The sequence below is a fragment of the Candidatus Arsenophonus phytopathogenicus genome (assembly GCF_056113345.1).
Genome location: NZ_JBUIOB010000017.1, coordinates 1,205,741 through 1,232,740, shown reverse-complemented (window position 1 = coordinate 1,232,740; position 27,000 = coordinate 1,205,741). Strand labels below are relative to the sequence as shown.

Genomic DNA, 27,000 nt, shown 5'->3' with positions numbered 1-27,000 from the left:
AGATGAATAATTCCCAATCTGAGATGCTGAATTTAACATTTTATTTGTATCCTCCCATTGAATAAGAATAAATCGCAAAGATATTTTGTAGCATCTCAAATATCAATCATTCATATTTCTAAAAAACAATCAATAGCAGAATTAAAATAATTGATAGCAATAAGTTACTAATTAATTAAAGCAAAAACTAAAGTTATATATCGCAATACTTCAATTCAGTTCGCTACAATTAAATATTTATTATTTTTTACTTTTATCGCTATTGATATTCACTATTAATAATATCAAACAAAATAACGAATAAAATGGGTTCTACTTTCATTAAAGTAAGCGCTCAGTCAAACCACTGTGCCGTTCCGTTGAGGTCATTAACGCTTTAGCAAAAACATGACGCTCAGCATAAATCGTCAACTGAATTTTTGCTCTGGTAATTGCAGTATAAATAAGCTCTTTACTAATAATAGGAGTAAAAATTGGCGGTAAAACTAATGCGGCATGTTCAAATTCTGACCCTTGAGATTTATGTACTGTCATAACAAACGCAGTTTCATGCTGAGGTAAACGACTAGGTTGTATTTTTTTTATCACCCCATTAGGCAATTGAAAATAGGCTTTTAAATCTTGTTGACCATCCCGTAACATAACACCAATATCACCATTAAATAAGCCAAGAGGACGATCATTTTTGGTGATCATTATTGGGCGACCTTCATAGTTTTTATTCCAGCTATAGGCAGGCCGTCGAATACTTCCTTGACGATGTAAAAGCTGTTCTAATTTATCATTTAACCCTGTAACCCCGTATGGTCCTTCCCTCAAAGCCGCTAATAAACGATAACGATTAAAAGTAGTCAGGATTTCTTCGGGATCTCGACCCGTTTTTATCATATCCAGATAGCAACGGTAACATTCGGCCGCATCAAAAAGTAATTTGCCATATTTCTCAGACGAAGCAATTGAATGAAAAGCAATATCCGCATTTTGCAGCGCTAATAGTTGCTCAACCTGTTTAATATTACCTTTGTTAATTGCAGTAGCTAGTCGACCAATTCCTGATTGCGCATCAAAACGATAACTTTTTCGTAATAAACAAATCCTATCTTTAACCTCTGGCCCATCATTCGATATAAAATCAGATAAATTACAAGCTGTGATTTTAGTCAGTTGTGCCGCTCTTTCACGACTGTATCCCGATTCTGAAAAACGACAAAGATCGCCAAGGACATCGCCCGCTTCAACAGAAGCTATTTGATCTTTATCACCTAGCAAAATGACACGGGCATGATCTGGTAGAGCTTCAATTAATCTAGCCATCATAGACAGATCAACCATCGATGCTTCATCAATAATTAAAACGTCTAGCAAAAGTAGATTGTCTTTGTGATAACGTAATAATTGGCTATTGGGTTGAGCGCCTAATAATCGATGCACAGTCTGCGCTTGTTCTGGCATAACCGCATACTCATCAGCAGATAAATTCAGTTTTAATAATGCATTATTTAATGATTCTGTTAATCGAGCAGCCGCTTTTCCTGTCGGCGCCGCTAGCTGAATGATTAACTTTTCATCACTTAATTGAACTAAAGTAGCTAATAAACGTGCCACTGTCGTGGTTTTTCCTGTACCCGGCCCACCAGAAATAACTGCGATCCGACTGGTTACTGCAACTGCAACAGCTATTTTTTGCCAATCTTGAGTTTTCGTGGACGCAAAAAAACCAGTTAAAATAGTCGCTAATCGCTGTTCATCAACGGTTTCTAACAAATGGCGAGAAAAAAAATCAGCCACTAATCCTTCATCAGCCCACATCCGCTGAAAATAAAGTTTGTTATCTGATAATACTAATGGTTTTGCTGCTGATTGCGGTGCCTCACAAACTGCATTACATTGTTTAAGCTCAGTATAAATCCTGTTACTATCAGGTACTCCTGCCATTTCCCAGAGCATAAAAGCCATTTCCGCCTGTCTACCTTCAAATAAATAAGCCGGTTCGAGCTTATCAATAAATAAACAAACATGGCCTGCTCGAGTTTCAGCACTTAATATTGCAAATATTAATAACAATAATGGGTTTTCATCATCCGCTAACCGAATAGCAAGTTGTATGTCTAAACAACTAAACAAATTAAGCTCAGCAGCTCGCTTTAGTAAAGTTATCATCATTGCTCACCTCGATTAGTTGCATTAAATAACTCATCCAGGCTATTAATAAACTCATAAGGAGGAATAGTATGATAAATACCATAACCAGGGTTTGTCGCATCAAATCCACGCAAAAAAAGGTAGATAACACCACCAAAATGTTTTTGATAATCATAATTAGGTAAACGATTCCGTAAATAACGATGCATAGCTAATGTATAAAGCTGATACTGTAAATCATATCTATGGTCAATCATGGTATTCTGTATGGCCTCCTGACTATATGCCAGACCATTTTCTCCTAACCAATTTGATTTATAATCAAGCAGATAAAATTTGTCTTGCCAGCAAAAAACTAAATCAATAAAACCTTTTAAAACACCCGTTACTAGCTCAAAACTAAGCGGTGGGCAACGTTGAGATAAAACATCATATTGATGAGTTAGCCTATCTAATGTAGATGGCAATAACAATTTTTCTATCGGTAAATGAAATTGCATTTCATTTAATTGATTCTCAGGCGTGATCTTTGACAAGCTGAGGCTATCACTAAGTAAAGGGGTGTCAAAAATATTTATTAGCCACATTTTAAGCACTGGTGCCCAATCAGCGGAAAAACCGGCTTGCTCTAATTTTTCAGCTAACCAAGACTCTTGTGGATGTTGATTAAATGGCAGTAATTCCAACAGGGAATGCAAAAAAGTTCCTGCTGTGGCCCCCTTAGGAAAGGTATGAACACTCCACTCTGCTATTTCACCTTGAACCAATGAGCTGTCACCTTGCGCATCAACGTCCATTTTAGGTGCCAAATCTTGTATAGCAATCTCAATACTTATATCACTAGCAGTAAATTTATCAGAATACATATCATGATAGGTTAATCCTGAATAACTCGTAACCCGCCAGGTATTTTGGATCTGCCCTGTAAAATTTCGAGCCAATAACTTCACCGGTGTATTTTCTTTCGGGTACCAAGGCGATAAGTTAATATCACTAACGGGTGCGATGCTAATATTTTCACTCGCTAATGCACCTAGAGCATCACGCAATAAAGTCGCATTACCTGGCTGTCCATTTTGCAATAAATAACCTAATGCGCTTTGATGCAAATCCGTATTACTACTTTCCCCACTAGGACGACCTTTTATTAAAGGTGCAATACCAACACTACAATGATATTTTGAGCGCGTTAGTGCAACATATAACAGCCGCAAATCTTCGGCTAAACGCTCTTCATTAGCCAGCCTGACGCTCTCTTCTTGTTGGGTCAGATCAAGGCAAGTTTGAAAATTATCACGATCATGGAACGTGGCCAATTTTTGCTGCGAGAATTGACAGGCAAAAGGTAACCAAACAATCGGGAATTCTAAACCTTTAGATTTATGGATCGTACTAATACTCACCAAGTGACTATCACTCTCTAGACGTATTTGCTGATTTTCTACTAACGGATCGGGGTGATCGATCTGCTGAGCTAACCAGCGAACTAGAGCATGCTCACTTTCAAGCTGTAATTCAGCTTCTTGCAACAATTCACTCAGATGCATCACATCCATCAAGCGCCTTTCACCATCTATATTATCCATCAGTAGGTTTTCAGCAATCCGATAGTTAACCATAATAGCTCGTAATGCAGGCAAAATACCATGTCGCTGCCAAATCAATAAATAATTGGCAAACTCTTCAACCCGCATCTCCCACTGATTTTCATCTTGATTTAATTGCTCAATATCCTGTGCACTTAGTCCAATTAAACGAGTAGCTAATGCACAACGCAGCGTACGCTCCTTTTCAGGTGAGAGCACGGCTTGTAATAACCATAATAGATCGCGCGCTTCATCAGTAGCAAAAACGCTTTCTTGATTAGAAAGAAAAACTGACGAAATATTAAATTTACTTAATGCTTCTCGTATCATTACTGCTTCGCGACGACTTCTGACTAACACCATAATATCCGCAGCTGTTACCGGCTGTTTTACATCATTTCGATACAGCCAGGTTGTTCCATTCTCTCCCCCTTTAAGCCAATCACAAATCTGACTAGCACACTGATAGGCCATCGTTTGTTGATAATCCAAGGTTGAAACCGCTTCTTTATCTAAATAACAAAAATTTAAAGCTGATAATTTTGCTGTTTTATGAATAAATGCTAAATGCTGATTTGAAGAGGCTGAATCAACTGTGTTAAAAGGTATTCGCTCAAATAAAAACGGTTTTGTTGCCCGACTGAATAATTGATTAATAGCTGCTACCATACTTGGTGAAGAGCGCCAATTAGTATCAAGAGTATAGTGTGATTCAATCTGATCTTTAGCTTTAAGATAAGTAAAAATATCCGCCCCACGGAAAGCATAAATAGCTTGTTTAGGATCGCCAATAAATAACAAACCACAATGATTATGCCCCTGATAAATACGTTGAAAAATGCGATATTGTTGCGGATCAGTATCTTGAAACTCATCAACCATAACAACCGGGTAACGATTACGGATCGTGTTAGATAATCGCTCACCACCTTCTGCATGTAGTGCCTGATCTAAATGACTTAATAAATCATCAAACCCAATCTCTCCACGTCGTCTTTTCTCTTTAACAATTGTTTGACGAACGTCAATAATCGCTTTTGAAATAATGATATCGCGTAATGTAAGTGATTGTTGCATCAAATTATCAATAGCACGAAAAACCTCATGTTCAGGTACTTGACCTGTCGGTGTTTTATCTATCAATGCAGATTGGCAAAAACGAGCTAGTTCTTTAGGGGTTTTATAATCGACTGTTGCTGATTGAGCCCAACCAGTAACCGCAGCTATCCAACCCGGTAAATTACGGCGACTATAACTACGTTTATTAATAGCGGTATCAGTAATTAAATCAATGAAACTTGCTGAATTTAAAAGCCACAACTCTTTTACTTTTTTTATCGTGTCAATTAGGGTCTGATGACGCTGTTTTATTGATTGCGCTTCAATCGATTGGTTAACAAAATTCGGAATATCGCCTTGTAAATAAGGCTTTATTTCGGCTAAAAGGGCCTCTGGGTCACTCCATTCATCAACAATAACTTTTGATATAGAATAATTCAGTGGATAGAAGTTGCAGCGCCAAAAATCAGCACAAGCCTGTTTTTGTATGGTATATTCATCTTTTATTATTGATTGCTCAAATAGCATACCTGACTCAAAAGCATTATGCACCAACATGCGTTGACAGAATCCATGGATAGTATAAATTGCCGCTTCATCCATTTGACGTTCAGCAGCAAGTAACCATTCAGCAGCCACCTCTTTATCTGAAATAGAAGATAGTAAGGTTCGGTACATTGGCTCTTTTTCAAAACCAATACCATCTCTAATACAAGCCATTCTCATCTGATGAATATTGTGGCAAATACGTGATCGTAGCTCATCGGTTGCCGCTTCAGTAAAAGTGACGACTAAAATCTCTTCAACACTTAATGGGCGAGAAAATGCATTTTTTTGCCCAACACCTAATAGCAATCGCAAATAGAGCAAAGCTATCGTATAGGTTTTTCCTGTTCCTGCTGAAGCTTCTATCAATCGCTGGCCATAGAGAGGCAAACAATAAGGATCCAGTTGATAAGCCTGTATTCGCCGATTACTCACTTAGCATCTACCTCAATTGGCAAAATCTTTTGTAATTCAGATGCAGTCGGATAAGTTATCCAATCTTTCAATTGAGCATAGCCTTCTTTATTAACCTCTTTGGCAATAATTTGTGAAACAAAAGCTAAACCTGTTTGTTGCAAAACGGCATTGTTATAAAAAGTTAATAGATCTTGCTGTGTAACCGTTTTCAATACTTTGATTAATTTTTTTCTGCTATCAAAAGCAAAATTATTCCTCGCAAAATCTGGTAAAAAACGATCTATCTCTTCATAAAAAGTTTGCGGAGGCTGTCCCATTTCCGTCAATAGTGCCTTTTTGTATTGCTCAAATTCTTTTTTTGGCATTGCATTTAATTTTTTAAAGGCTAATTGATAAAAATTTTGATAGCGTGTATTCAAATAAGCAGGGGTTTTATTATTACTTTGCAATAAAAAACCTAATCCCCATTGCTCACCAAGGCTAGTAGTAAAGGCAAAAACAGCATAGCCTAATTGTTCTTGCGTCCTAAGTTGCTCAAAAAACCAAGGATGTAAAATATTGGCCAAAATATTTGATAAGACAAATCCACTATAACGATCATATCCTGTCGGAATAAATATTTCTGCTAGCGCATTATCTGTACTATTTGCCTGATGTTGGAAATTTGCTTTATGCTGTTTATCAACAACAATAATATCGCCTCTCCACCAATTCTTACCTTTATTATTCAATAAATGGGCAATAGACTTAATAATATCAATGCCTTGCTTTTGTGTTAGATTGCCGAATACAATCGCTTGTAAAGCAGCATTGTCAATAGTCTCTTGACGGTAGTTTAGGATGTCACTTGCTGTGATCGTTTCCAGGGCCTTTAAGCGCTGTTCTTGCTCAAAATAAGGTACTTTTTCTAAACGTTGTTTTGGCTGCATTGCTAACTCAAAGGCTTTAAGATTATTGCTAACTTCAAGCTGTTCCCTATACCATGATTTTGCTTGTGTAACTTCGTCGGCAGAAATTGTGAAGGTAAGAAATTCCTTAACCATTTTTGTCGTCAATTCCGCTAGATGTTGAGTATAACCACTGGTTTTCAATTGCAGGCCTAAATTTGAAGACACAACCAGTTCCATTCCGGCGACAGAAGCTTGGTAACTTAATTGAGACAATTTTAAAGAGGCCAGATATTCTAATAACGCTGCACTAACTTGAGCTTTTGCCGTTTTACTGCTCTGCTCATTACGTAAATCTATCGCAATCCCGCCTTTAGGTTCATCAGCAAAATATTGACTTGGCATATAGACTACCCGCACATTTCCTTGCTCATATACGAATTCTGGATGCTGATAATGACGAGAACTTTTAATTAAAGAAAAATCATCAGCAATATAAGGGTTCAATTCAGGTAACGAAAAATGCATTGCTTCTTTTAAATCAGCCCATCGCTGATATTGTTGGCTGTTAATTTTATCAACTTGATAAGGAGCATTGAGAAAATAGGCTTCTTTATTATGTGGTTCATTCGGTGCGATAAACCAAATTCTGGCATTATAGGGAGTTAATTCTGCTAAACGGCTGCTTATTGCTTTAGGATCAAAACGATCAGCAATGTAATTAGCATCAAGCACATGTGCAATTGGGATATTCAACATTTGATTAGATAGTTGCTGAATATAATTCATATCACGAACAATAGAATTATGTTGAAATGAAAGCTTCAGAACATTTGCAATCTCGTTAAAATAACCACTCTTAATACCTTGTTCTTTTAATAAATCAATATAGGAAAATATTGCCGCAATAATCTTATCTCTATTTCCCAATCCGTTATCCGTTAATAAAACGTTTATTGAAAAAATGCCATTATTACAATCAACATCTGGTACAACGTCAACATTAATCTCTTCAGCAAGACCATTCTTTAGTAACCAATCAGCAAGGGTATTTTTACTTCGATTTCCTATCAAATAGCCAATATATTCATTTGACTTACTGCGAAATTCTATTAAATTATTTGCAATACTAAATTCAAGTTGCAGAACTTTTTTAGGTTGTGCTGGCACATAATGAATTATTATTCCTTTTTCTTTATCGGTTATGGCAGGTACCGTTATTTCAGGAACAATAGCCTTTCGATTTGGAATACGACCAAAAGTTTCAGCTGCGATTTTGGCTAATTGACTCAATGAGTCATTGCCATACAAAATACCTTTCATTAAATTAGCTGAGTAATAGCGATAATAAAAATTCTTGAGCTCAGTCTGTAAATGGCTACCAGGCTTATCGCTTAACGTTTCTAAATTTCCACCGGAAAAACGTGAATTAGGATGAGCCGGATTAAGTGTTTCAGAACGCACTTGCCATAATCGCATTCCATCGCGAGCACGTGCCATTGTTAATTCTGCATTGACTGCATTACGTTCTCGATCGGCATTTTTAGGATCAAGTAATGGCTCGGCTAATGCACTTGCCAAGCGATCTGTGGCTGCTTTTAAAGCACCATTTTCAACTTTTAAATAGTAAGTAGTAAGATTAGAAGCCGTACTAGCATTATGATTGCCACCATGTTTTTGCAAAAATTCTGATATTTCACCTGACTCAGGATAGCGTTTAGAGCCCATCAATACCATGTGTTCAAGGTAATGTGCCAAACCAAGTTGTTGATCAGGACTTTCCATTGTGCCAACTGGTAAGCTAACCGCAGCTAATGATTTACTGGCCTTAGGATCAGATATTAGCAATACAATCATATCATTAGAAAGTTTTATCGCCTGATACCCTCGAGTATCTTTTTCACTTTTGTTTATCCTATCAGGCAAAACTTGCCAATTCTGCTTAGCAAAGCTTACCGTACTAAATAGTGATAAGAGCACGACTATCATGTTTTTCATAACAACCCTTGTTACTTTAAGCATCTTATTACATACCCTTTTTATTTTTTCTATAGATTGCCATTGGCAATAAATAAGTACGTGCCTTTTTTTGTATTGTTTCAAGCAAATTACTATCTATTTTACTGAAAGCACGACCAATATAGCTATCTTCCATTTCACCTGGCTGATTATAGGTACCTTGTAAGGAGTGGATAAGCTGCATTTTTGCTTTTTGCAAAACAGCCTCAGACTCAAAATCAAATTGTTCACTTTTTTTGTTATAGCATGACATTAACCAATTCCAACCACTTTTATTAAAAAGTGGTAATGGCGAATTCATCCCCTCTTGATAACCATTAATAAGTTGTTGTAAATATACTTTCGCCTGATATTTGTCCACTGACTCAAAACACCATTCACTATTATCTCTTCCCCAATAGTAACTTTCACCAGATCTAACAGTTAAACAAAAAATTAAATGTTCTATCCATAGAGATAAACCATCATTAATCGTTAAATTTGCAGGACGATAACGAATAATACCGTTTTGCTGAATATTTCGTAATTGACCAGCCAAACGAATATTCTCAAAGGGTTCGACGAATAGTTTATTAAAATATTCATGACAATTTATCTTTACTTTATCAGCTAATGGCTGCATATCTTGGATCTGTTTTTCCCAATAAATTTGACCAAAATGTTCTGCCGGTAATCCACCCGTTGCACGCAAAGTCGTTAAAAGCTCCTCCAGTGACTCTTCATAAATCATCGCCTTAAATAAGCGTTCATTATATTTATATCGTTGTAAATTATTTACAATAAAAGGCTCATTCTCCGGTAATTGTACTTCTTCATTAAAAAAATTAACTTTTAACCTTTGTTGAAAAAACGCTCGGATTGGGTGTCGATAAAAAGAGAGTAACTGCTCTAATAATATTTCATTGTCATGTTCTATCATTGGCGTTAACGGAGTACAGAATTCAGGCCGTGGATTACCTTGTTTTCTGGCTACTGATAACCATTCACTGGCATAACTCTGATGAATGCTATTAGGCAAATAATTCTCTGTCGCAAAAGGTACTCGCGTATGTTTGGTCACTAAATGTTCTTTTACTCTATCAGCACTAAGATCAATATTTAAATGTTCATCACCCTCTAAACAAAAACTTTGGCTAATATAATCAAGTAATTCATTTACTAGCACCGAGGGATTATGTGCTTGATTGTCACGTATAGCATGCCCAATATAGCTAACATAAAATAGTTGAGAAGCGGAATTTAAAGCTTCCAAAAATAGATAGCGATCATCATCTCGACGCTTTCTGTCACCGCGTTGGGGCTGCTCAGCCATTAAATCAAAACCCAGTGGTGGTATTGAGCGTGGATATATCCTGTCGTTCATACCTAATAAACACACAACCTTAAAAGGAATAGCACGCATAGGCATTAGAGTACAAAAATTAATTGCACCTGCAAGAAAACGTTGACTGATCTTTTCATCATCAAAACAGGTTGCTAATTCATCGCGAATAAGCGATAGAGGAACTATTTCTTCATATTTTGCCGCTATTCCAGTCTCAATTGTTTTTTGCCATTGCTGGAGCATAAATATGAATATCGCTTCAATTTGTTCATCAGTCTCAAAAAAAGCATCTAACAGGCATTGACATAATGGCAACCATTCTGACAATTTCCTTTCCTGATTAAGTTTACTTCTCCAACTAGCCAACGAATCAATAAATGCGGCAAGCTGCCCAGCTAATTTAGCGGATAACCCTGTACATTCATCATAAGGTAAAATTTTATTCCAAGTCCCTACATGACTATCCATCGCATAACCAAGCAACATTCTATTTAAACCAAAAGCCCAGGTATTTTGCCCTGTTGCTGCTAATTCCAGCATTGCAATGTTTTCATCATCAAGCCCCCAACGGATACCTGATTCGTTAATCCATCGTCGCAATAAAAGTAATTCATCATCGTAAATAGAAAATCGACGAGCCAGTGAAGGCACTTCTAATAAAGCTAATACTTGTTCTGTGGTAAAACGACTTTGGGGTAAATCAAGTAACGAAATAAAAGCTTGCAAAATAGGATGTACCTGCCTGGCTTTTCTATCTGAAATAGAAAAAGGTAACCGACGTTCAGGGGACACATGACTAAACACCGCTTGGATATAAGGGGCGTAACTATCAATATCTGCCACCATTACAATTATATCTTTGGGTGTTAGATCTGGATCGTCTTCAAAGAGACGCAATAAATAATCTTGCAATACTTCAATTTCACGTTGTGGGCTATGGCATGAATGAAATGTTAATGATTTATCTTGTTTGCTTAATTGTCTTTTTGAAAGACTATTATTATAACTCGCTTCGGTTAAGCCAAGTTGCGCATGATCTTCTAAATCTAAAATATCTCGCTGCACTTGGTGCAACAAACAATCACGTGGTAAATCTACAAAGGCAGCAACTTCATTAGATAGCTCCAACTGAGACATGAAATAGAGGTTGTCACGGCCTAATTTACCCCAAGAAGCTAACAGCGGATTAGTCAGAAATTGTTCACCTTGTTGATTAAATAACGTATCAGGTGAACTTTCTTCCTTGAAACGCGCAATTTCATAGTTATTTCGATAATTTTTTAATTTGCGTCGTTCAAGTTTTGCCAAAGAAGCATAGCTCTGAATATCTCCCCAATAATAACGACATGGGTTAGTAAACATTAAATGAATATCTATATGCTGACCAAGGGCATTTAATGCCTGCAAATAAACCGGAGGTAATGCGGCGATACCACAGATAAATACACGTTTTGGCAACCTAATATGTGAAGGCAGATTAGCATGCAAACTTTGTATAAATTGTTGATAGAGATTTGCCCGATGCCATTTAGATTGATTAAGCTTTTCCGTATACTCTGTCAACGCTAACCAAAGACGTTTTTGCCATTGCTGATTACCACTTAATCCCTCAATTAGTTGTTTTTTACGCCAGCTTTCTAACCATTGGGGACGGTAAACTAAATATTGGTCAAACAGAGCAGCAATCCGAGCTGATAACTGATACAACTTACGTTTACCCATATCCTCATTAAGATATTGTCTAAGAGGCTTGAATTCAGGTTCTTGTAGCAAGGAAGGTAAAATCGTCATTAATTTCCAAGTCATTGCCTTTTTGGTAAAAGCACTCTCTGATGGGATATCAGATAAAACCCGAGTAAACATGTCCCAAATATAAGTTGCCGGTAGCGGAAAAGAAATATTAGCGGCAATTCCCAAGCTTTGCGCAAGCTCTATTTGTAGCCATTGCGACATACCTGGACTTTGAACCAAAATAATTTCTTGCTCAAACGGCTGGGTCAAGGGATTATTTTTGATCAAACTAGAAATAAGCTCTTTGTGAATATCTAATTGATTAGAATGATAAATTTGTAGCATAATCTTTTCCTGACGAACAGTACCACCTTGATGCAGCAGTTAATTGGTTATAAGGCATCTTAAATATAACTAATATCTGCTTACAATTATCTGTAATTTTCACGTAATGATATGATAAATAAATATTTTTAGGCATATTATTTGTTATATTGGCACTAATAGAGTCAATGCCTAGCATCGCTTCTCCACTTTCAAAAAAAGTGTGCATCATGCGAAATTGCTGTGTTTTTTGCCATCCGAGAGAAAATCCAGCCATTAGATTATGAACATATTTTATTAATGCGATAGCTGAAATAGCAAATAAGGCTATAGCTACCATAACTTCGGTTATTGCCATTCCAGATTGCCTGTTAGTCTTAGAATTTTTCATTGACAGAATTCCGCTCTTTTAACTGGGCAAAAATTCAACCATCCCTGTTTTAGAGGAACAAAACCAGATATGGCATTTTTATCTTTCTTAAGCCATTGATAAAGTGTAAATATAGCTTTACCCTCAAAATAAGCATGGCCGGCTAATTAGATAATAATCATTTTTATAGTAACGCACACAACTTTTAAAATTAGCGCCTAACGGTTGCAGACAAGACCATGAGGCATTTTTTTCCTTAGTCATAACCCAAGGTTGATATTTTCCCCAAGTCAATGCAGACTCAGCTTGCTCAAAAAAAGCCAATAACTTCGTTCACTTTCCAACATCTGCAATATATTATTCTGATGATGATGCAACGCTTTTAACATTAATAAACTCATAGAAATAAGCATTATTATCGCCATTAATAAAACGCTCCCTTGCTGTTCAAACTTGTGAGGAAAAACCAATTTATCTGTTTCATATCGATTGATTTCTTAAATAAATTTTTAGTTGGTATTCCCTTAATAGATCTGGATATGCTCGCGGAGATAGACTTAAAAATATAGCTAAAAAACGTTTTTCATCTATGATCACCTCTTTTAAAGCAAATTGTGAAACTATTATCTGTTTGGGATCAAATAGGTTTATCCATCCTTGCCCTTCACAATCTACTCCGCTACGGTGTATTTCCAGCTTACCTCGATGAATACGATAGATAAAGAAATCAGAAGTCTCATCTGTTGCCAGTTGCCAGTTGCCAGTTGCCAGTTGCCAGTTGCCATTTGCCATTTGCCATTTGCCATTTGCCATTTGCCATTTGCCATTTGCCATTTGCCATTTGCCATTTGCCATTTGCCATTTGCCATTTGCCATTTGCCATTTGCCATTTGCCATTTGCCATTTGCCATTTGCCATTTGCCATTTGCCATTTGCCATCTGCCATCTGCCATCTGCCATCTAAATTGTAATCATAAATAAGATGAATACAGGAATGCTCAGCCTCTCCTCGTTTTTCACTAATTTTCAATGCCACTCCGACACAATCACCAAAACAATAACCTGAACGTCGAACATCTTTTTCCAACATTAATAAGAATTGCCTCGCCACAATATCAAGATGATAAGCTTGATATAATCGATTGATTTGCTGTGTCAGTAATGGATATAACGTTATGATAGCGAGAAAAACAATACTACTTATTATTAAGCTGATTAGGACTTCTATCAGAGAAACACCTTGTTGCTTACAATTAAAGGAAATGTGTTTATTTAGCATTTAGCTATTCCCCCCAGCCTTTGATTACTACATAAACGCACTCGTCCCAAACCCGAAATAATGATCGAGATCTCTGCTGATTGATTGCTAAAACGTAAAGTAGTCGGTAATGCCGTTCCTCTTTTACCTAGCAACAAGGTCGATATTCGACTGTAATTTTGCAACACTATTTCATTATGCCTATTAATCCACTTCATCTCTGTACTTTGCTGGGTATCTTTTTTACCTTTAATTGCAACTACCAGCATCCAATTTGAAGTTTTATCCATTTGAACTATCAATTTCAATTGCCTCTCTTGATTCAAATAAGCCGCCTGCATTTGATGACGGGCAATAAAAGCGGCAACTTTTTGCGTAACAACAATTAAATGTATTTTTTGTTGATAATTTCGCCACCCCTTAATGCTAACAATCGCAATCATAATTTCAAGCAGAGTGAACCCTTGTTGGCGCATATATTTTTGCCATATGTAGCACAATTAATACAAACTATTGTTATGTATTTAGGATAAAAAAATAAATGCTCAAATAAGATAGAAGAGAAACAGATCTATTAGAAAATTGGTATTACAAAAAACTGGGGAGGAAAGATAGAAACGCCTCCCAGATTTTAATGTTTTTAGTAGCTATTTATTAATTAAACCATAATATTAATTAAAAACAGCAAATAAGATGAGTAGTCACCTTATTCATGTTAATGATCAAGGCGCCCACAAAAAATTTCATACCGTAAATGGATATTTAATTGCATCATGATATTGGTAACCAATGACTTCAAAATCATCACTAGTCACCCAGGTTTCAATATCTTTTAATGTTTTAATATTAGGAGTAATACGTAGTTGCGGCAAAGAATAAGGAGTACGCTTCAACTGGATATCACGCATAATCGAAAGTTGATTTTCATAAATGTGAGCATTCACTATCTTATGGTAAGCCTTACCTGGTTTGTGACCCGTGATCTGAGCAACCAGTGCCAGTAAAACAAAACATTGAATTTGATTAAAGTTTAGTCCCAAAGGAACATCACAACTACGTTGATATGAAGTTAAATAAAGCGTATCAGCTAGCAGAGAAAAAGTGTGCGTATGCATACAAGGGCGTAAACAACCTAATTCAAACTCACCCGGATTGTAAAAAGTGATTATCTCGGCACGATCATCTATTCCTACCGAAAGGTTGCTAATAACTGTTTGCAGCTGATCTAAATAAGTACCATCAGGCCGTTGCCATGAACGCCCCTGAACACCATAAACTCGCCCCATGTCATCTTCACCTTTACGGTTCGGATTATTGAGCCATGCCTGATTTTCATTCGCATTGGCATTCCATGTATTACAGCCAATATCACGAAATTGTGCAGCGTTAGAATAACCTCTTAGATAACCTAATAATTCAGCAATAGCCGCTTTATAAAAACTTTTGCGAGTTGTAATTAAAGGAAACTGGTTATTTGCGACATCATATTCAAGATCAGCATTAATAACCGTTAAACACCGAACTCCTGTGCGTTTATTTTCTACCCACTGACCTTTATCAATAATACGCTGACATAAATCCAGATATTGTTTCATTATTATTACTCGCTTAGAATCTATTATTTAATACTATAAAAACACTGTATTAAAATTTTCTGCTACTTACTCTTTTCTGCCTTGCTAATAATGGAATAGTCCGTACAATGGCTATCTTTCTTATAGGCCCAGATCATCATTAAAATACCAATAATGATCATAGGGACTGACAAAATTTGCCCCATACTTACACCACCAAATAGCCCCAACTGCGCATCCGGCTGACGGAAAAATTCAACAAAAATACGGAAAGCCCCATAACCAATCAAAAACAATCCTGAAACACAGCCCATTGGGCGTGGTTTACGAATAAACAGATTCAAAATAATAAATAAAATGCTCCCTTCAAAAAACATCTCATAAAGTTGGGAAGGGTGTCGTGGTAATACGCCATACTGCTCTAAAATCGGTAATAAAAAAGGGTCTTGACTAACAATCTGAATGTCTTCTGCTCGTGAGCCTGGGAATAACATTGCCCATGGTGTATCTAATGTTACACGTCCCCAAAGTTCACCATTAATAAAATTACCAATACGTCCCATACCTAATCCAAATGGGATTAATGGGGCAACAAAATCGGCAACTTGAAAAAAATGGCGATGGGTTCTGCGTGCATACCACCACATGGCGCATATCACACCAATTAACCCACCATGAAAAGACATTCCTCCGTCCCAAACTTTAAATAGATACAAAGGATTGCTCAGGAAGGCCGGCAAATTATAAAATAAAACATAGCCTAAACGTCCACCAATAAAGACACCTAAGAAACCAATATAGAGCAGATTTTCGACTTCGTTTTTGGTCCAGCCACTATTTGCTTTTCCGGCTCTCCGTTTTGCCAACCATAAAGCGAAAACAAATCCCACCAAATACATCAAACCATACCAATGAAGGGCTATTGGACCAATTGAGAATATAACAGGATCAATATCAGGAAACACAATATAACTATTATTCATCGTCTCCACTCTTTAGTTTTATAGAGCTTGATAGAATTGCATGACTGCATGCGGTTTAAAATCTAATAGTATTTTTTATTGATTAAATTCATCAACAAATCTATCTAATGCATACTTTGGCTAGTAAATTTTCCAAAAAATAAACAAGAGTAGCTTTCACTACTCTCACTTCGCTTTCAAAACGACAAAAGTTGGCTATTAAAATAAACATAAACCTACTTTCTTTCGCTAAATTTATTTAGCCACGTTTACGCCTACAGGTATGGCTTTTATTTGATATCATTGCACTATTTTTGCAGTGACATAACCATCGGAGCAAATTCTTTCATAACGCGCCGATAAACATCGCGTTTAAAAGAAACAACCTGACGCACAGGATACCAATAACTCACCCAACGCCAACTATCAAATTCAGGCGTTTTACTTGTTTGCACATTAATATTATGTTCATTACAAACCAATTGTAACAAAAACCAACGTTGCTTTTGCCCTATACAAACTGGCTTTGTGTCCCAACGCACCAAACGTTTAGGTAATTTGTAACGTAACCAGTTCCGGGTAGATGCTAATATTTTAACATCTTTACAATCCAACCCAACCTCTTCGAATAATTCCCGATACATTGCCTGTTCTGGCGATTCTTCAGGATTAATGCCCCCTTGAGGAAACTGCCATGAATGTTGCCCATAGCGACGAGCCCATAATACCTGGCCCTGCCGATTACAAATTACAATTCCTACATTCGGGCGGTAGCCATCATTGTCAACCATCTGACTACCTCGTTAAAAATTTAAAAGATAACTTATTGTTTCATACTACTCTATATGGTAAGCCTTTATCAAATATAGTATTTGCAATTATAAGATAACATCTTACAATAAGGCCATCTCAAGCTATGATTAATACTGTTAATAGCTGGCTGAGAAAAACTCGTCGAACCTGATCCGATTAACATCGGCCTAGGGATTTGAGCCACTCTAATGATTTATTCATCAATAAATAGCTTCATTACTGTCCATTCCACAAATCCTAGAGCATCACTTTTATTTAATTATATAGGAGAACTCAATATTGAAGAATGTACTGCTAAAAATAGTTAGTATTGGTTTAATTTGTTGTTCAGCTTTCGCTCTCCAGGCAAAATCTATATTAACCGTTTACACTTATAATTCCTTCATCGCAGATTGGGGACCAGGGCCTACAATAAAGCCTGCCTTCGAACAAATCTGTCACTGTGAACTGAAGCTAATTGGCCTAAGTGATGGAGTTGCGTTATTAAATCGCCTTAGAATGGAAGGAAAAAATAGCCCAGCTGATATTGTGCTCGGACTTGATAATAACTTAATTGATCTAGCAAAAAAAACGGGTTTATTTACTGAAAGTAAAATTGACATCAGTCAACTGAAATTACCCATAAAATGGGATAACAATATTTTTATCCCTTACGATTATGGTTATTTTGCTTTTATTTATGATAAAACGCGGATCAGCTGAAGTGCCTAAAAGTCTTGATGAACTTATTAATAGCCCCCAACCATGGAAAATTATTTACCAAGATCCACGTACCAGTACACCAGGTTTAGGGTTATTACTTTGGATACAAAAAATTTATGGGCAAAACAGTGCTCAGGCTTGGCAAAAAATAACCCAAAAAACCGTAACCGTTACTAAAGGTTGGAGCGAATCATATGGATTGTTTTTAAAAGGTGAAAGCGATTTTGTCCTCAGTTATAGCTCTTCACCAGGTTTTCATCTGTTAAATGATAAAAAAAATAATTATGCTGCGGCACTATTTAGTGAGGGTCACTATCTACAAATTGAAGTGGCAGCCCAATTAGCAACCAGCAAGCAGCCTAAGCTAGCTAAACAATTCATGCAATTTATGTTATCACCAACGTTCCAAAAAACGTTGCCGACAACCAATTGGATGTATCCAATCATTGATATACCCTTACCCGACGTTTATCAACAAATACCTGTGCCAAAAAAATCATTACAATTTAATGCAGAAGATATTACTCAACATCGCAATCAATGGATCAATTTATGGCAAAATGCCGTCAGCCACCAATAGGGAGTTCACTTTGGCCTGGCATAGTTGTGTCCGGCCTATTAATCACTATTGCGGTAGTTACTTTCAGCACTTTATGGTTACATGCCCCGCAAATAAGCTGGCAAGAATTTATTGATGACAGCTATTTATGGCACGTCATTGGCTTTACATTTTTGCAAGCATTACTATCGACCGTCTTATCCGTTATCCCTGCAATATTTCTCGCCAAAGCCCTTTTTCGACGCCATTTTCCAGGTCGGATACTGTTTTTACGCTTATGTTCGATGACACTGGTATTGCCAGTACTAGTGGCCATTTTTGGCTTATTAACCGTCTATGGTCGGGTGGGATGGATTGCTCAATTTTGTCAATGGTTAGGTATTAATTACCAATTTACCCCTTACGGCCTAAAAGGCATTTTATTAGCACATGTCTTTTTTAATTTACCATTAGCTATACGGATGCTGTTGCTCGCGCTAGAGAATATTTCAGTTGAGCAACGTCAGCTTGCCGCACAACTCGGCATGAACCAATGGCAACATTTTCGGATTGTTGAATGGCCTTATCTTAGACGACAGATTTTACCAACATCGGCCCTGATTTTTATGTTGTGCTTCGCCAGTTTTGCTAACGTACTGACGCTTGGCGGAGGGCCTGCTGCAACCACCATTGAACTCGCTATCTATCAATCATTAAGTTATGATTTTGATCTCAATAAAGCTGCTTTGCTGGCTCTGATCCAACTTTTTTGCTGTTTAGGGCTAGTATTATTAAGTCAAAAATTAAATGTCGTCTTTTCCGTCGGTGCTAGTCGACAATTGCGGTGGACAAATCCAGCTGATAGTCGATGGCAGAAATGGTGGGATACATTACTGATTAGTATGACCATACTTTTCTTAATTCCGCCTTTCTTGGCTATTATCGTTGATGGTTTAAACTTAACGCTATTACACGTGTTACAACAGCCAGGCTTATGGCAAGCCGGCATTAATTCGATTTTTATCGCTATTAGTGCTGGCGTACTTTGTATTATTCTTACTATGATGTTGCTTTGGAGTAGTCGTGAATTACGTCTGGGCCGCTCAATACTGCTTTATCGAACTTTCGAATTAAGTGGATTATTAATACTTGCAATGCCAGGCATAGTTTTAGCTACCGGCTTCTTTTTATTGCTAAATAATACTATTAATTTAACCTACTCGCCTTATAGTTTAATCATCTTGACGAATGCTTTAATGGCTATTCCTTATTCCTTAAAAATATTAGAAAATCAGATGTATGACTTAGCTGAACGCTATAATTTATTATGCCTTTCATTACAGATCAAAGGCATAAATCGACTTGCTCTAATTGAATTAAAAGCTTTGAAACGTACAATAGGACAAGCATTCGCTTTTGCCTGTATACTGTCAATAGGTGATTTTGGTATTATTGCACTGTTTGGTAATGAGAACTTTCGTACCCTACCTTATTATCTCTATCAGCAATTAGGCTCTTACCGTAATAATGATGCGGCAGTTACCGCGTTGTTAATGCTATTACTTTGTTTCAGCTTATTCAGTTTATTAGAATATTTATCAGGAAAAGAGCATGATTAAATTAAATCAACTTGTCTCTTGTTATGAAAATCTAACAATGCAGTTTGATTTTCAAATAAATAGAGCTGAAAGGGTGGCTATATTAGGCCCTAGTGGTGCTGGGAAAAGTACTCTACTGGATTTGATCGCTGGATTTCAATATCCCAAACAGGGGAAAATTTGGCTAAATAGACAAAATCATACTGCTACACCACCCGCCAAGCGGCCAGTTTCTATCCTTTTTCAGGAAAATAACCTCTTTTCTCATTTAACTGTTTGGCAAAATATTGCGTTAGGCATTTCACCAAATTTAAGATTAGAAAGAGCTCAACATCGCGCAGTAAAACAGATCATAGAACAAGTTTCTCTTAATAATTGTATCACTCGTTTACCTGCACAAATATCAGGCGGACAACGCCAACGTACTGCGTTAGCGCGTTGTTTGATCCGCCAAAAACCGATTTTATTGTTAGATGAACCTTTTTCTGCTCTCAATCTAGCTTTACGTAATGAAATGTTAACATTACTTAAACAGGTGTGTGATGAACGACAATTAACCTTACTGATGGTTTCCCATAATTTGGAAGATGCTAGCCAAATAGCAACTCGGTCTATCGTAATTGCAGATGGAAAAATTGCCTATGATGGTCAACCAGATTGTTTAATTAATGGATTAACACCCGCAAGTAAACTGCTGGGTATATCTCATTTTTGACATTATTTATAATTATTAATTAATTCACACTTTGGCAAATAATTGGATGGTATTTTTCGACCTTTATAATACTATTTGTTGTATTAATACTAAGACTACTTTTTCTAATACAAAGATATATGTTGTCACAATTTTATTAAAAACGTATCTATTTTTTTATTTAAAATAATCCTTAAATATTAAAAAAATCAATCAACAAAAAATTTATTTTTTCAATAAATTAAGAACATAAAATAAATATTTAAAACAAAATGCCAACATATCACAAATTATAACAAAATTTAATAATTATTTATTTTTTATATAATATAGAATAATCAATAATTAGGTAAATAATATTAAGCGTAACTTTTTTTCATCATTTTTTATCTTAAAATTGATTTTTTCATCTCGCTTTTAGCAAGAATAACATAGATATAAGCGATTATAGCACTCTATCAATTTAACGAAAAATTAAATAACTTATTATATAATATCGATAAAAAAACATTTTGTTAAAAAGATTATTTAAAATAGCACAAAATTTTATTAAATGAATGGATATATTAAACGAAAAACTTTATTACATATAATATCATTATCAAAAGCCAAGATTGTTGCTCACTAATTACAAAATCACTAACTTAACTAATTATTTTTAGTGATTAAAAAAAATAAAAATGACTAATATGTGAAAGCAATTAACCAAAAATAATAAAACTAATTTTAATTTATTAAATAACTAAAAAATTATTAAATAGTGATATCAAATACTTCGTTAAATTTATTATTAACTATAACCATGTTTATTTTATACTTTCAATAATTAATAATTAATAATTAAAGATTAAAAATATTATAATAACTTCATTAATCATATAAAAACTTTCATCATGATATTATATCATTACCTTTATTTTTATATAAATAAAATTTATTTTTTATACTTTATACAAAAATCCATTTTTTCAATAACAATAAAAAAATAATAACAAAATTTAATAATGAAAATTCTAAATTTTGAATTTGATTTTATATATAACTTAAAGCAATGTAGCTAATGTATTATATAAAATATAGATGCGCATCTAATTAGCAAAATTTTAATATACCAAATACTAGATGAGGTTATATATGTCAAGTAATAAAGAACAGTTAGCCATTCGTTTTTTAAACAAAACTGGTGATGGTTTTCCTTACCGGGCGTTTATCCGCGTACATGGAATCGACGAACCTGCATATATCGATTCAGACAAAGCTTTTGTAACAGTTGGTGATATTCTTGATGATGGTATGAAACATGTTGCTCATCTCGTCATTTATGATAGATATAATATAGTTAAATTTAACACTGCTACTTACTTATAATGCTGTAAAAAATCAAATTGAAGTCAATTCAGATACCTTACTATTTGAATTAGAATTTGAAAGAGTTGATGGCTTCCGCTTTGATTTAATCTTAAAAAATGATGATTAATGTTATTTTTTCAGAAATCATGGAGCAACGTTAATTAACTACCCAATCTTAATCTAATATTAATGTATTATTTATACTAATATTTATTAGATTAAGTTGGGTCTTAGAATTTAAGCAGATAATTTTAATACATGTGATAAAAATATTTATCCCCCAGTAAAAAATTTCAAATAACATAGCATTTTTATTTCTATGCTTTATTTTTATCAATATTAAATTAGCCATAACATCTATATAATTTTCTTTATATATTAGTTAATTATAAATTAACGAGCAAAAACAATAGGATGCAGAATAATAAAAAATGGTGATTTGTTCTTTTTTTCATCTGCTTAATACCTTAACATTCTCTGTTAAAACACAAATAAATAATAATATCTTATAAAAAAGCATTTTTATAGGTAGCTATTGATAGCCGCATGGTTACAGTACTTTTCCCTGCAAGTGAAGAAAATCGTCTTTATTCAATAAATAAAGCACCAATTACACGCGTTATGTTTAATGAAGGCGATCTGATCACCACCCATGAAGGCTGGCAGTTGAGAGTTGACAATGTACAACAAGACGAGGGAGTACTTGTTTATACAGGAACTCGTATCGATTCCGATGAAAAAAACGTCAGCCTGCGCGAAGTGTTTCTTGATAGCAAGTTAACTTTTAATAAACCACAAGATCGTCTGTTTGCCGGTCAACTTGATCGAATGGATCGTTTTACATTACGCTATCGCACCTTGCGTTTCCAATACCAACAATTTGGTCACCAAACCGGTGGACTAAGAGGTATGCGTGCCAATTTGATCCCTCACCAACTTTATATTGCTCAAGAAGTAGGTAAACGCCACCATCCACGTGTTTTATTAGCGGACGAAGTTGGATTAGGCAAAACTATTGAAGCAGGAATGATCATTCATCAACAGTTACTTGCTGGACGTATTGAACGAGTACTGATTATCGTACCTGAAAGTTTGCAACACCAATGGTTAGTCGAAATGCTACGTCGTTTTAATTTGCGTTTTTCGCTGTTTGATGACAGCCGTTATACCGAATCATTACACGATAGTGAGAATCCTTTTGAAACAGAGCAGCTGGTCATCTGTTCTCTTGATTTCGTTCGGCGCAATAAAAAACGTTTTGATCATCTGCTAGAAGCCAGTTGGGGTATGATGGTTGTTGATGAAGCCCATCACCTGGTATGGAGTGAAGATTCGCCTAGCCGTGAATACCGAGCTATCGACACGCTCGCTCAGCAAATTCCTTCAGTGCTGTTATTAACCGCTACTCCTGAACAGCTGGGTCAAAAGAGCCATTTTGCTCGCCTACGTTTACTGGATCCTAATCGCTTTCATAGCTATCAACACTTCATTGAAGAACAACAAAATTATAGCCCGGTTGCCGAAGCCGTTAGTTTGCTTCTTTCTGGTGAAAAATTAAATAATAAGCAACAAAATTTACTAACAGAATTAATTAAGGAGCAGGATATTGAGCCTCTTCTTAAAGCCAGTAACAGTGATAATGAAGAAAGTAAAAAAGCACGTCGCGAATTGATTACCATGTTGATGGATCGTCATGGAACGAGCCGTTTACTATTTCGCAATACCCGTAATGGACTTAAAGGCTTTCCTCGACGTGAATTACACGCTATTAAATTACCTTTACCCCCACAGTACCAAACGGCGATTAAAGTTGCTGGCATCATGAATGCTAAGAAATCCGTTGATATCAGTGCGCGGTAGATGCTCTATCCTGAACAAATCTATCAGACGTTTGAAGGTGAAAATGCAACTTGGTGGAATTTTGATCCCCGCGTTGAATGGCTAAAGCATTTCTTAACAACTCATCGGCAAGAAAAAGTTTTAGTTATCTGCTCTCAAGCAACTACTGCCTTACAATTGGAACAGGTACTAAGAGAAAAAGAAGCGATCAGAGCGGCCGTTTTTCATGAAAATCGATCATTACTCGAACGGGATCGGGCGGCTGCCTATTTCGCCTACCAAGAACAAGGGGCTCAGGTATTACTATGCTCTGAAATTGGCTCAGAAGGACGTAATTTCTAATTCGTCAACCAGTTAGTTATGTTTGATTTGCCTTTTAATCCTGATTTGCTTGAGCAAAGAATTGGGCGTCTGGATCGTATCGGTCAAAATCGGGATATCCAAATTAGCGTACCTTACCTTGAAAATACTGCCCAAGCTATTTTGCTACGTTGGCATCATGAGGGGCTTGATACCTTTGAGTATACTTGTCCAACTGGTCGCGCTATTTATGATCAATATTATCAGCAACTGGTTGAGTATTTGGCTAAACCCACCGTCCTTGATAGCTGTGACGATTTTATTAAGGCTTGCCGAGCTAAACATAACCAACTCAAAACCCAATTAGAGCAAAGGCGCGATCGCTTATTAGAAATGAATTCTAATGGTAGCGAAGTTGGTCAATATTTAGCCAACCAAATTGCAGAACAAGATAATAGTATTGATTTGATTAATTTTTCATTAAATTTGTTCGATATCATTGGTATTAACCAAGAAGATCGCAGTGATAATCTGATCGTTCTTACGCCTGCTGAACATATGTTGATACCTGATTTTCCTGGCTTGCCGCAAGATGGTTGTACTATTACCTTCGATCGTACTCAAGCATTGTCTAGAGAAGATACCGAATTTATTAGCTGGGAACACCCGATTATTCGTAATGGTATGGATTTGATCCTTTCTGGCGAAATTGGCAGTTGTGCTGTGTCTTTATTAAAAAATAAAACCTTACCAGTCGGTACACTACTTACTGAATTAATTTATGTTGTTGAGGCACAAGCACCCAAAAATCTACAAGTCACTCGCTTTTTACCGCCAACGCCAATTCGTATTCTAATGGATTTAAAAGGTAATAATCTGGCTAAGCAAGTAGAATTTGAAAGTTTTAATCGTCAGCTAAATACTGTGAATCGCCATACTGGTAGTAAACTGGTAAATGCCGTACAAAAAGAGGTACATAACATACTGCAACTTTCTAAAGCTATGATAGAAAAAGAAACAAGTATGTTGATTGCCGAAGCAAAAACACAAGCGGATAAAATATTATCGTTAGAGTATTCGCGATTAGAGGCATTAAAATCTGTCAATCCGAATATTCGTCCTGATGAATTAAGCGCTATTGAATATGAACGCCAACAATTATTGTTCAATATTGATCAAGCTAATTGGCGATTAGATTCTATACTCCTGGTGATTGTTACCCATCAGTAATTATTTATCGCCAGAAACAATAAAGTTTTTGGCCACGTTGGAGCAACTGATATGTTTTACAATCCGCCTATCGATCCCTGGCTACACGTTCTTTATCAAGATCAGCATATTATTGTGGTGAACAAACCTAGTGGTTTGTTATCAGTACCTGGTAAAGCCGCCGAACATAAAGACAGTATTATGACACGGGTTCAGGCGGATTTTCCAACAGCTGAATCCGTTCATCGCCTTGATATGGCAACCAGCGGAGTTATGGTCGTGGCATTGAATAAAAGCGCAGAAAAAGAGTTAAAACGTCAATTCCGTGAAAGAGAGCCACAAAAAATTTATCAAGCAAGGGTTTGGGGTCATATTACCAATAAAAAAGGACTTATTGATCTGCCTCTGATCTGCGATTGGCCTAATCGGCCTAAACAAAAAGTGTGCTTTACAACCGGTAAACAAGCACAAACTAAATACGAAGTGTTAGCTTATGAAGAACAAACAACGCGAGTTAAACTTGTTCCGATTACAGGTCGCTCACACCAACTACGTGTTCATTTGCTGTCACTAGGTCATCCTATTATTGGTGATCGATTCTATGCTCATCAAGCAGCGCTAATACTCTCTTCACGTCTACAATTACATGCAGAAGCACTTTACATTACGCACCCAGTTTATGGGTCACCTATCCACTTCACGTGTAAAGCCGATTTTTAACGGCTGGAAAACTTATTCAACTAACGTTTAATATTATATACTATTTAAAGTGACGCTCTTTTTTAATTAAATCATAAGCTAATTGAATGGATTGTGCTTTTTGTTTGGCAATTTCCATCATTTTTGGTGGTAATCCTTTAGCAACCAATTTATCTGGATGATGTTCAGCCATTAATTTACGATAAGCACGTTTAATTTTGGTTTGTTCATCATCAGGTTGCACACCTAATACCTTACAAGCATCCGCTAATGTTGGTACTTGAGCAGTATGTCGATAGCGATTGGAACCATAAGAATAGTTACTAGTATGCTCAAACCGTCGACCGCCTTCCATCATATGTAAGAATTGTTCAAACTGATTATGTGAAATGCCTAACTCTTCAGCAATAATAAACAGTACTTTTCGCTCATTTGGATGTAAAGCGCCATCGGCAAAAGCAGCTTGTATTTGAATTTCCAGAAACATCTGGATAAGATCAAATCGACCGAAACAAGCTCGGCCTAATTTTTTCAGCGTTTGTCTTAGAGGAAAATTTTGTTCCTTACCTTCTCTAAATGCATTTTGTGCTGAAATTCTGGCATCACCATACAACTGCATTCTGTCCATCAGGTTTGTTGCTAGTTGAATATCAACTTCAGTGACTCGCCCTTTTGCTTTCGTTAAATGGCCTAAAATCTGAAATGTGCTGACGAAAAAAAGTGCCTGACGGCTCTGCTTAGCGCCTGTTTTCTCTAAATTTTGTTGTTCTGATGCTTTATCATATGCATGACCGATAATGAAACCGATGATAACACCCCAAATATGAGTGCCAGACATGATCCCCAACATAACACCAATAATTTTTCCCCAATACCGCATAAACTTCTCAATTCCCCAATGCCCTGAGTACAATTTTGCATTATCATACTACTCTCATTCTACTCTGTACCTAATAACCTGAATATATAGCTGATGGTGTTATACAGACAAGAGCCGTTAAAGTACGTTAATTGTTGAACTTTTCCCTATACGATAATATCGATGAAGGAACTACATAC

16 protein-coding genes and 4 pseudogenes are annotated in these 27,000 nt (G+C 36.1%); 6 read left to right on the top strand and 14 right to left on the bottom strand.

The genetic code is table 11. From position 1 onward, the window contains the following. Nucleotides 1–321: 321 nt before the first annotated feature. The 13 genes and pseudogenes from recD to rppH all read right to left on the bottom strand — a co-directional run bounded on the left by recD (nt 322) and on the right by rppH (nt 16,990). Nucleotides 322–2,160, bottom strand: a complete 1,839-nt coding sequence (recD, locus tag AC01GB_RS09895) for an exodeoxyribonuclease V subunit alpha (RefSeq protein ID WP_474452377.1) — start codon at nt 2,158–2,160, stop codon at nt 322–324. After that, nucleotides 2,160–5,768, bottom strand: coding sequence for an exodeoxyribonuclease V subunit beta (gene recB / locus AC01GB_RS09890; RefSeq protein WP_474451697.1), 3,609 nt, complete (start codon nt 5,766–5,768; stop codon nt 2,160–2,162). Before recB ends, recD begins: the two co-directional genes overlap by 1 nt. Further along, complete coding sequence (gene ptrA / locus AC01GB_RS09885) at nt 5,765–8,659, bottom strand: pitrilysin (protein ID WP_474451696.1); 2,895 nt, start codon at nt 8,657–8,659, stop codon at nt 5,765–5,767. The genes recB and ptrA overlap by 4 nt, the downstream gene beginning before the upstream one ends. Before the next feature lie 4 nt (nt 8,660–8,663). Further along, nucleotides 8,664–12,056 carry an exodeoxyribonuclease V subunit gamma gene (gene recC / locus AC01GB_RS09880; protein ID WP_474451695.1) on the bottom strand — a complete coding sequence of 1,131 codons (3,393 nt, stop codon included), beginning with the start codon at nt 12,054–12,056 and terminating at the stop codon, nt 8,664–8,666. Beyond that, the gene (locus AC01GB_RS09875) at nt 12,034–12,426 is read right to left on the bottom strand and encodes a prepilin-type N-terminal cleavage/methylation domain-containing protein (RefSeq protein WP_474451694.1); all 393 of its coding nucleotides are present in this window, start codon (nt 12,424–12,426) and stop codon (nt 12,034–12,036) included. The genes recC and AC01GB_RS09875 overlap by 23 nt, the downstream gene beginning before the upstream one ends. Further along, nucleotides 12,423–12,551, bottom strand: a pseudogene (locus AC01GB_RS09870) (DUF2509 family protein); the annotation flags it as partial. The gene AC01GB_RS09875 and the pseudogene AC01GB_RS09870, both read right to left, overlap by 4 nt. Then, nucleotides 12,550–12,729: a DUF2509 family protein gene (locus AC01GB_RS09865; RefSeq protein ID WP_474451693.1), complete on the bottom strand. Its 180-nt coding sequence runs from the start codon at nt 12,727–12,729 to the stop codon at nt 12,550–12,552. The gene AC01GB_RS09865 and the pseudogene AC01GB_RS09870, both read right to left, overlap by 2 nt. A 156-nt stretch (nt 12,730–12,885) precedes the next feature. Beyond that, complete coding sequence (locus tag AC01GB_RS09860; RefSeq protein WP_474451692.1) at nt 12,886–13,197, bottom strand: hypothetical protein; 312 nt, start codon at nt 13,195–13,197, stop codon at nt 12,886–12,888. Then, nucleotides 13,142–13,684, bottom strand: coding sequence for a prepilin-type N-terminal cleavage/methylation domain-containing protein (locus AC01GB_RS09855; protein WP_474451691.1), 543 nt, complete (start codon nt 13,682–13,684; stop codon nt 13,142–13,144). The genes AC01GB_RS09860 and AC01GB_RS09855 overlap by 56 nt, the downstream gene beginning before the upstream one ends. After that, nucleotides 13,678–14,139, bottom strand: coding sequence for a prepilin-type N-terminal cleavage/methylation domain-containing protein (locus AC01GB_RS09850; protein ID WP_474451690.1), 462 nt, complete (start codon nt 14,137–14,139; stop codon nt 13,678–13,680). The genes AC01GB_RS09855 and AC01GB_RS09850 overlap by 7 nt, the downstream gene beginning before the upstream one ends. Before the next feature lie 267 nt (nt 14,140–14,406). Beyond that, nucleotides 14,407–15,258 (bottom strand): thymidylate synthase, encoded by an 852-nt coding sequence (locus AC01GB_RS09845; RefSeq protein WP_474451689.1) that lies wholly within the window; start codon nt 15,256–15,258, stop codon nt 14,407–14,409. A gap of 62 nt (nt 15,259–15,320) precedes the next feature. Then, the gene (lgt, locus tag AC01GB_RS09840) at nt 15,321–16,220 is read right to left on the bottom strand and encodes a prolipoprotein diacylglyceryl transferase (protein ID WP_474451688.1); all 900 of its coding nucleotides are present in this window, start codon (nt 16,218–16,220) and stop codon (nt 15,321–15,323) included. 238 nt (nt 16,221–16,458) lie between these two features. Next, a pseudogene (gene rppH / locus AC01GB_RS09835) lies at nt 16,459–16,990 on the bottom strand (RNA pyrophosphohydrolase). A gap of 313 nt (nt 16,991–17,303) precedes the next feature. Here rppH and thiB point away from each other — a divergent pair. From thiB to rluA, 6 genes and pseudogenes are all read left to right on the top strand, one after another. Continuing rightward, a pseudogene (gene thiB / locus AC01GB_RS09830) lies at nt 17,304–18,294 on the top strand (thiamine ABC transporter substrate binding subunit). Continuing rightward, complete coding sequence (thiP, locus tag AC01GB_RS09825; RefSeq protein ID WP_474451687.1) at nt 18,267–19,871, top strand: thiamine/thiamine pyrophosphate ABC transporter permease ThiP; 1,605 nt, start codon at nt 18,267–18,269, stop codon at nt 19,869–19,871. The pseudogene thiB and the gene thiP overlap by 28 nt, the downstream one beginning before the upstream one ends. After that, nucleotides 19,864–20,565 (top strand): thiamine ABC transporter ATP-binding protein ThiQ, encoded by a 702-nt coding sequence (gene thiQ, locus AC01GB_RS09820; protein WP_474451686.1) that lies wholly within the window; start codon nt 19,864–19,866, stop codon nt 20,563–20,565. Before thiP ends, thiQ begins: the two co-directional genes overlap by 8 nt. Nucleotides 20,566–21,678: 1,113 nt before the next feature. Beyond that, the gene (locus tag AC01GB_RS09815; RefSeq protein ID WP_474451685.1) at nt 21,679–21,912 is read left to right on the top strand and encodes a hypothetical protein; all 234 of its coding nucleotides are present in this window, start codon (nt 21,679–21,681) and stop codon (nt 21,910–21,912) included. A gap of 510 nt (nt 21,913–22,422) precedes the next feature. Then, a pseudogene (gene rapA, locus AC01GB_RS09810) lies at nt 22,423–25,263 on the top strand (RNA polymerase-associated protein RapA); the annotation flags it as partial. Between the two features lie 51 nt (nt 25,264–25,314). After that, nucleotides 25,315–25,962, top strand: coding sequence for a bifunctional tRNA pseudouridine(32) synthase/23S rRNA pseudouridine(746) synthase RluA (gene rluA, locus AC01GB_RS09805; protein ID WP_310509568.1), 648 nt, complete (start codon nt 25,315–25,317; stop codon nt 25,960–25,962). Between the two features lie 40 nt (nt 25,963–26,002). Here the strand turns inward: rluA and djlA are convergent, their stop codons facing one another. Beyond that, complete coding sequence (djlA, locus tag AC01GB_RS09800; RefSeq protein ID WP_474451684.1) at nt 26,003–26,821, bottom strand: co-chaperone DjlA; 819 nt, start codon at nt 26,819–26,821, stop codon at nt 26,003–26,005. Nucleotides 26,822–27,000 lie beyond the last annotated feature (179 nt).